General features: G+C 66.3%; 8 protein-coding genes. 4 read left to right on the top strand and 4 right to left on the bottom strand.

Going from position 1 to position 7,726, the window contains the following annotated elements:
* Both V7053_RS16765 and V7053_RS16760 read left to right on the top strand, forming a co-directional pair.
* Positions 1 to 485 (top strand): CE1759 family FMN reductase (locus V7053_RS16765; protein ID WP_334173411.1); only part of this gene is annotated, 485 nt, incomplete at its 5' end.
* Between the two features lie 21 nt (positions 486 to 506).
* Complete coding sequence (locus tag V7053_RS16760) at positions 507 to 1,643, top strand: dipeptidase (protein WP_334173410.1); 1,137 nt, start codon at positions 507 to 509, stop codon at positions 1,641 to 1,643.
* Between the two features lie 6 nt (positions 1,644 to 1,649).
* On the opposite strand, the gene V7053_RS16755 is transcribed toward V7053_RS16760, so the two are convergent.
* Complete coding sequence (locus V7053_RS16755) at positions 1,650 to 2,408, bottom strand: hypothetical protein (protein WP_334173409.1); 759 nt, start codon at positions 2,406 to 2,408, stop codon at positions 1,650 to 1,652.
* Positions 2,409 to 2,898: 490 nt separating this feature from the next.
* Between V7053_RS16755 and dnaB the strand changes: the two genes are divergently transcribed.
* Complete coding sequence (gene dnaB / locus V7053_RS16750; protein ID WP_334173408.1) at positions 2,899 to 4,290, top strand: replicative DNA helicase; 1,392 nt, start codon at positions 2,899 to 2,901, stop codon at positions 4,288 to 4,290.
* An 11-nt stretch (positions 4,291 to 4,301) separates the two neighbouring features.
* Here the strand turns inward: dnaB and V7053_RS16745 are convergent, their stop codons facing one another.
* Positions 4,302 to 5,198, bottom strand: a complete 897-nt coding sequence (locus tag V7053_RS16745) for a sigma-70 family RNA polymerase sigma factor (RefSeq protein ID WP_334173407.1) — start codon at positions 5,196 to 5,198, stop codon at positions 4,302 to 4,304.
* 62 nt (positions 5,199 to 5,260) lie between these two features.
* Between V7053_RS16745 and V7053_RS16740 the strand changes: the two genes are divergently transcribed.
* Complete coding sequence (locus V7053_RS16740; RefSeq protein ID WP_334173406.1) at positions 5,261 to 6,067, top strand: SDR family oxidoreductase; 807 nt, start codon at positions 5,261 to 5,263, stop codon at positions 6,065 to 6,067.
* Between the two features lie 9 nt (positions 6,068 to 6,076).
* Here V7053_RS16740 and rbsD read toward each other — a convergent pair whose 3' ends face one another.
* Together rbsD and V7053_RS16730 are read right to left on the bottom strand one after the other, a co-directional pair.
* A complete protein-coding gene (rbsD, locus tag V7053_RS16735) occupies positions 6,077 to 6,460 on the bottom strand; it encodes a D-ribose pyranase (RefSeq protein ID WP_334173405.1) in 384 nt (127 codons plus the stop codon).
* Complete coding sequence (locus tag V7053_RS16730) at positions 6,457 to 7,413, bottom strand: ribokinase (RefSeq protein WP_334173404.1); 957 nt, start codon at positions 7,411 to 7,413, stop codon at positions 6,457 to 6,459. Before V7053_RS16730 ends, rbsD begins: the two co-directional genes overlap by 4 nt.
* Between the last annotated feature and the right edge of the window lie 313 nt (positions 7,414 to 7,726).

Raw genomic sequence — 7,726 nt, 5'->3', positions numbered from 1 at the left:
TCGCCAACAACTTCGTGACGGGCTACGCCGCTCCGAGGCTCGCGGAGGCTCTCGCAGCGGCTGAAACCGCCGACGCGCTCATCGCGGTCTCGCCCGTCTTCAGTGCCTCGTACAGCGGTCTGTTCAAGTCGTTCATCGATCTTCTCGACCCCACCGCGCTCGAGGGCAAGCCGGTCCTGATCGGTGTGACGGGCGGTTCCGAACGCCACAGCATGGTGATCGACTTCGCCATGCGCCCGCTGTTCAGCTACCTGCGCGCCAAGACCATTCCCACCGCGGTGTTCGCGGCTCCCATGGACTGGGGCCGGGGCGCGGAGGGCGACCCGGCTCTCGGAGGCAGCTTGAGCTCGCGAGTCGAGCGGGCGGCGTCGGAGCTCGTCGCTGAGCTGGCGGAGGATGGTTCCGCCAAGGCCCCCAAGGTTGCGACCAGGCCCGAAGACAAGAGCTTCGAGGAGCTCCTCTCGGACCTGACCGGGCGGAACTGACGGCCGTCGTACGATGACGGGGTGCATTCCGAGCGCGCCTACGCCCCCGTCGTCGACGGACACAATGACCTTCCCTGGGCCCTTCGCCAGGACTTCGGGTACGACGTCGGAGCCGCGGCTCTTGATGTCGGCCAGCCGAAGCTTCACACCGACATTCCGAGGCTTCGGCGGGGAGGAGTCGGAGCGCAGTTCTGGTCGGTGTTCGTCCCCTCGACGCTGACGCCCGAGCAATCGGTCGTGGCCACGCTCGAGCAGATCGACTGCGTGCACCGGATCGTCGCGGCCTTCCCGGAGACATTCGAGCTGACTCGCACGGCTGCTCAGGTCCGCCGTGCGGTCGAGGGTGGCCGTATTGCGTCCCTCATGGGCATGGAGGGCGGACACAGCATCGCGGGCTCGCTTGGGGTCTTGCGGGCCATGGCTGAGCTGGGCGTCCGCTACATGACCCTCACGCACAACGACAGCCTCCCGTGGGCTTCCTCCGCGACGGGCCAGGGGGAAGATCTGGGGCTCAGCGATTTCGGCCGGTCTGTGGTGGCAGAAATGAACCGGTTGGGCATGATTGTCGACCTCTCCCATGTCTCCGAGGGCACGATGCAGGACGCGCTCGACGCCACGGGCGCCCCGGTCATGTTCTCGCACTCCTCGTGCCGCTCCGTATGCGGCCATCCCCGCAACGTCCCGGACCGCATTCTCGAGCGACTCCCCGACAACGGGGGCATACTCATGGTGACGTTTGTGCCCAAGTTCGTGTCTGAAGCCTGCCGCGACCATGCCCGGGCTATCCAGGCCAAGCGGCTTGAACTCGGCCTTCCGGTCGGTTTCCACGACGTCGCCCCGGAGGAGGACCCGGCAGCCGCGCAGGCCTTCGCGCTCTGGGCGCGCGAGCACCCAGCGCCGACGGCGACCATCGCCGACGTCGTGCGCCATCTCGAGCACGCACGCGAGGTCGTCGGCCCCCGTCATCTGGGCCTCGGCGGGGACTTCGACGGCACCCCCGAGCTTCCCGTCGGGATGGATGGTGTGGCTGGCTACCGGCCGCTGCTCGATGCCCTCGCCGAACGCGGCTGGTCCCGTCAGGAGCTGGACGCGCTGTGCTTCGAGAACGCGCTGCGGGTGCTCGAAGCAACCGAAGAGGCGGCGTCGGCCTCGCTGTGAGGCCGCTCAGAGGAGTTCGACGAAAGCGCGCGCCTCTTCCAGGCTGATCTCCGAGTGGCGCCACAGCATCCGCGCGGCGTCTTCGGCGTCGCCGATCTGTGCCAACGCCTTGATCTCGCCGTAGATCTCGTCATTCAGCAGGTTGCTCGCGACCTCGAGCGTCTGACGTCCGTTGCTGACGATGGCGCGATAGCGGTAAGGGTAGCGGGTGGTTGAACGCTCGCCGAGGGTCGTCGGAACCTTGGGTTGCTGAGAGGACGACGGCGGGGCCTCCTCGCGCTGTTGAGGTGCCACCGGGGCGGGGGGAGCGGAGTCCATTCCAGTTCGCTCAGCCGGTTCCTTCGGCTGGGAAGCTGCCTGGTCGTCGGGGGAGCCGCCGCCAAGCCGAGCCTTCTCCGGGCCCTCGCCCTGTTGTGGGGACTCGGTCGTCGGGGGCGTATGCTCCTGTGCCCGGGCGGCGGAACCGAACGCCTGCGGATAGCGGTCCATGAGGAGGACCGCATTCCTCGCTTCGACCAGCCGGGCCCCCGTGGCTTGCCGGTAGGCGGCGATCGCCTGCACCGTGAGGCCCTGCGCGATGAAGGAGTAGATCATGCGGTGCTGCTCCTCACTGAGGCGAGAGGAGGCTGCTGCCGCCGCTTCGGGCCCACCAGGAAGCGCGACCTCCGAAGAAGGCTTGGACCTGCGAGCCCCTCTGCGCAGCATCACAATGACGACGGCGACGACGCACAGCAGGATGACGAGGGGCGGCAGAAGGTTTTCCATCGGGGCTTCCGGATCGGTGCGGAGAACGTGAACTCGGCCCCAGCAGAGGGCACTTCCAGCCTAGTACTCAGCGGGCGAGGGAGCACCCGACCGAGAAGCCCCACGTCGGGACCGCCGTATGTCGTGAGGGGAATGAACAATCCGCGAGATATGTGAGAGAAGTCACATATGTCGCCTGCGTTGCTTGAAAACACAAACGCTTGCCCAAATATCCACCGAGAGGCTGTGGATTTCGAATGTGGACAAAATTCTTTAATCCACACTCTGTAGACTAAGTCTTCCCACGTCAGAGCGGGATTCGCACTAGCTTGAAGAGGATATCCACAGCTGTCCACAGGTGAGTGAACATCCGGGAAGTACTTATCAACAGCGATATCCCCAAGGCCTGTTCACGCCGGAGTTCCGGACTGTCGGTGGCCATGGGTACGGTCTGTGAGCATCCAGCATTCTGTGCCGGAGCTTGGTCTCTCTTCGTTGCGAGGTGCTTCTGATGTCCGCTGCCCACACCGAGTCCGCCCCCTCCTACCGAGACTCGGACACGGGCCGAACCCCACCTCAGGACATCGTCGCCGAGCAGTCCGTGCTCGGCGGCATGATGCTCTCGAAGGACGCCATCGCAGATGTCGTCGAGGTGCTCAGGGCCCCCGACTTCTATCGCCCGGCCCATGAGACCATCTTCGAGGCGATCACGGACCTGTACAGCCGCGGCGAGCCCGCGGACGCGGTGACGGTCTCAGACGAGCTCACCAAGCGCGGCGAAATCAATCGCGTGGGTGGTCCGGCCTATCTCCACGAGCTCATCCAGTCTGTGCCGACTGCGGCGAACGCTGGCTACTACGCGGAGATCGTCGCCGAGCGCGCCGTCCTGCGCCGCCTCGTGAGCGCCGGAACGAAGATCGTCCAGCTCGGGTACGGGCAGGACGGCGAGGTGGAGGACCTTGTCAACCAAGCTCAGGCTGAGGTGTTCGCGGTGGCGGAGCGCCGCCAGGGCGAGGACTACGTCGCGCTCTCAGAGGTCATGGAATCCGCGATGGACGAGATCGAGGCGGCCGGCCATCGAGGCGAGGGCATCACTGGGGTTCCGACCGGCTTCTACGAGCTTGACGAGCTTACCCACGGCCTCCATGGCGGCCAGATGATCGTCATCGCGGCGCGCCCTGCGGTCGGAAAGTCGACCTTCGCACTCGACTTCGCCCGATCGGCAGCGATCAAGCACAAGCTCCCAACCGTATTCTTCTCGCTGGAAATGAGCCGGAACGAGATCGCGATGCGCCTCATGAGCGCAGAGGCCACCATCCAGCTCCAGGACCTCCGGCGCGGCACACTCCGCGACGAGCAGTGGGCGAAGATCGCGAAGGTCATGGGGCCGCTGAACGAGTCGCCGCTCTTCATCGACGATTCGCCGAACATGTCGCTCATGGAGATCCGCGCCAAATGCCGCCGCCTCAAGCAGCAGCACGGCCTCCGCCTCGTGGTCCTCGACTACCTCCAGCTCATGAGCTCCGGCAAGAAGGTCGAGAGCCGCCAGCAGGAGGTCTCCGAGTTCTCCCGCGCCCTCAAGCTGCTTGCCAAGGAGCTCGACGTTCCCGTGATCGCGCTCTCCCAGCTCAACCGTGGCTCGGAGCAGCGGCAGGACAAGCGGCCGATGGTCTCCGACCTCCGCGAAAGCGGATCGATCGAACAGGACGCCGACATGGTCATCCTGTTGCACCGCGAGGATGTCTACAACAAGGAGTCTCCGCGAGCGGGCGAGGCCGACATTCTGGTTGCCAAGCACCGCAACGGTCCGACCAAGGACATCGTCGTGGCCTTCCAGGGTCACTACTCGCGCTTTGCCAACATGGCCGTCGATTCCGGTGACGCGGAGGGCGGCGGCTTCTAGGGCGGCGGTTTCTAGGTAGGCCAGCCGTCCACGAGCGAGACCTCGAGCCTCCGGAGCCGCCCCAGATCGGCGACGACGTCGACCGACGCGATCCGCTCGCCGTCGACCGTGAACACGAGTGCCAACCGAAGGTGGCCCCGCGGCGCCACGACGAGCCCAGGAGCGCCGTCGAGCAATGCGAGGCGCGCGAACGGCGCCCGGATGGCCGAGGCGGCAGCGGCGCGGGCCACTTCCTCGGAGCCGCGGAGCATGACGGCGAGGTGAGCGGGCGTAGCGGCGGCGTCGGCCGTGAGCACGACGTCGGGAGCCAGCAGGCTGACGAGCGCCTCGAAATCGCCGGAGCGCACCGCCGACAGGTAGGCTTCCACGGCTCGCCGCTGCCGTACCGCATCTGGGCTGGGGAGCGCCGAACCCCTGATCCGACGCCGGGCCCGGCTCGCGAGTTGCCGCGTCGCCTCGGCCTTCTTGCCGAGAATGGGCGCGATGCGGTCGAACGGGACGTCGAACATGTCGTGCAGCACGAAGGCGAGGCGTTCGGCCGGCTGGAGCGAGTCGAGGACCACGAGCAACGCGAGGCCCACGGCGTCCGCCATGACAGCCTCCTCCTCGGGATCACTCCCTGGACGCAGGTCAGCGAGTTCTGGGATCGAGTCATCGAGGGGAATCTCCCCGTGCGTTTCACGGGCCCGCAAGACGTTGAGGCAGATCCGGGCGACGACGGTCGTGAGCCACGCGCCGAGGTTCTCGACGGCTTTCGTGTCCGTGGTGTTCAGACGCACCCAGGCGTCCTGCACGGCGTCGTCTGCCTCGGAAAGCGACCCGAGCATTCGGTACGCCATGGCGCGGAGGCGACCACGCTCCGCTTCGAATTGGGCGATCAGGGGATCGGAGGCATCCACGGATGTCACACTTCAGTACCTTGGCGTGTCATGCAAGCACGGGAAGCGATTCGGCAGAGGGGAGCACGACCATGGCACAACCAGTTCTCGTGACGGGAGGGACAGGCACGCTCGGGCGGCAGGTCGTCGCTCGGCTCAGGCGAGCGGGAGAGCCCGTCCGGGTGCTGAGCCGGCGGCCTCGTGCGTCGGACGACGACGGCGTCGAGTACGCGAGCGGGGATCTCGCCACCGGCGTGGGGGTCGAGGCTGCGGTCGACGGCGTCGGCACGGTCGTGCACTGCGCGGGGACCCAGAAGGGCGACGGCGAGAAGGCGCGCCACCTCGTGCGGGCGGCCTCGGCGGCCGGAGTCTCCCACTTGGCCTTCATCTCGGTGGTGGGCGCGGACGCCATCCCGGTGGACAGCCCCTTCGACCGCGCCGCCTTCGCGTACTTCGCTTCGAAGCGCGACGCCGAGATCGTCGTCGAGGGCTCGGGGATTCCGTGGACCACGCTGCGCGCCACCCAGTTCTACGACCTCACGTTCCTCACGGTGCGGGCGATGGCGAAACTGCCCCTCATTCCGGTGCCCCGGGGCTTCCGCTTCCAGCCGGTGGACTCCGGCGAGGTGGCCGACCGGCTCGTCGAGTTGGCGCTGGGCGCCCCAGCCGGCCTTGTTCCCGATCTCGGCGGTCCGGCCGTGTACCCGATGCAGGATTTGATCCGCTCGTATCTCAGGGCGACGCGGCAGCACCGGGCACTGCTCCCGATTCCGATGCCCGGCCACGCGGCTCGGGCCATTCGAGCCGGTGCCAACCTGGCTCCGGACAGGGCGGTCGGGCGCAGGACGTGGGAGGACTTCCTCAGCAGACACGCGGCCGCGCTGAGTCGGGAAGACTGAGAAACGACGTCAGAAGGGGACGCCGCAACGGATCGCGATGTTGGCGTACGGCGTGGCCTCGCCGGTGCGGACGAGGATCTTCGCCGAGGCCACAAGAGACTTGAACTGTTCGTGGGGTGTGAAGTCGACAGCAGCAAGACGCTTGCGGATCCACTCCTCGACGTGCCCTCCCCTGCATTCGTCGGCAGCGACCGCTGATTCGACGACGAGTTCGTCGAGAAGCGCGTCGAGGGTTGCTGTAAAGGAGGGTGTCCCTGGTACGAGGGCAAGGTCCACAACGGGCCCGTTGAGGGGAAGGGGCAGTCCGCAATCAGCGACGATGACAAGGTCACCGTGTCCCAGCGTGGCGATTGCACCGCTGAGCGGGCCATTGAGGATTCCGCGCTTCTTCATTCTGCTCCTTCGGGAAGTACGTCGTCTGGTCCGGGATAGGAAGGCTGAGCGCCACGACGGGTTACCGCAAACGCGCCCACCCGGACTGCGAACTTCACGGCCGCCTCCAGTGATTCTCCCGCAGCAAGCCGCGCGCTCAGCGCACCGACGAAGGCGTCCCCAGCGCCCGTGGTGTCGACTGGTGTGACGGTGGGAGCCGGCACTCTGAGGGGAGCACCGCCGCTTGAAAAGATTGCCCCCGCAGCGCCGAGGGTGACGACAACAGACGGTATCCCCTCGGCAAGGAGTGCCTCGACGATGCTTTCGTCTGTGTCGAATCTCTTCGCATCGCGCTCAAATATCGCCAAGGCTAGTCGGGCCTCGTGTTCGTTGACTACGAGGGGGTCGGCACGGCGGATGACCTCCTTGTCTAGCGGGATGACGGGCGCGAGGTTGAGGACAAGGCGGGCTGAGCCGGAAGAGGCCGCAACTACAGCTTCCGGTGGGATCTCCCCCTGGATGACGACGACCGCTGCGCGCTCGAGAAGACCGTGCTGGCGCTTGACGAGGTTTCGGTCGACCCGCGCATTCGCACCTGGGACGACGACGATCGAATTCTCTCCTGTTCGGTCATCCACGGTGACAAAGGCCTGGCCGGTCGGCCCCGGCACGGCTACGACCCCAGCAACGTCCGCGCCCGCCTCTCCTAGGCCGGATATCGCCAGATCCGCGTACGCATCCGTCCCGACGGCCCCGACAAATGCGACCGCTGCGCCCAGACGCGCGGCAGCCACAGCCTGGTTGGCGCCCTTTCCGCCTGGGTGAACATCCATGGAAGTCGCGATCACAGTTTCTCCGGGGAGGGGGTGGAGCGGGACCCGGAGGACGATGTCCGCGTTGATGGAGCCGACCACAGTGACCAGACTCTTCTGGTCACGCTGAGGGTCTGTCCTTGGGCTCTCGTGGTGCTGCACTCGCCTCTCCTCACATGTGGCGTCTGGCCAAGGGATTCATCACACGAGCGTGCAACAAAGGTAACAACCCTCAGATTCGAACGGTCAATCGCGCCTTGTTGACACGCCACGGTGCCCTCTCTATGGTTTATCTAACACAGACTAGCGAGCAAGATCACAAAAAAAATCACACGAGGCTCGCTGCCGATTCTCCAAGGCGTGGAATGCATCGGCGGGAGAGCGGGCGGAAGTACTGGAAGTCCCAACGTCGGGCCGTGATGCGCCGACGGGGGCCAGAAACGGGAGCAATGATGCGCGCAGTTGTATTCACCGC

It is taken from the genome of Sinomonas sp. (assembly GCF_036848755.1).
In the GTDB taxonomy this organism is placed as follows: domain Bacteria; phylum Actinomycetota; class Actinomycetes; order Actinomycetales; family Micrococcaceae; genus Sinomonas.
Note: the sequence above shows the minus strand (reverse complement) of the source record. Positions and strands in the feature narration are given on the sequence as shown.

Coding starts and splice junctions, on each gene's coding strand:
- V7053_RS16755 (WP_334173409.1), bottom strand. CDS start 2,408: ATGGAAAACCTTCTGCCGCCCCTCGTCATCCTGCTGTGCGTCGTCGCC.
- dnaB (WP_334173408.1), top strand. CDS start 2,899: ATGTCCGCTGCCCACACCGAGTCCGCCCCCTCCTACCGAGACTCGGAC.
- V7053_RS16740 (WP_334173406.1), top strand. CDS start 5,261: ATGGCACAACCAGTTCTCGTGACGGGAGGGACAGGCACGCTCGGGCGG.
- rbsD (WP_334173405.1), bottom strand. CDS start 6,460: ATGAAGAAGCGCGGAATCCTCAATGGCCCGCTCAGCGGTGCAATCGCC.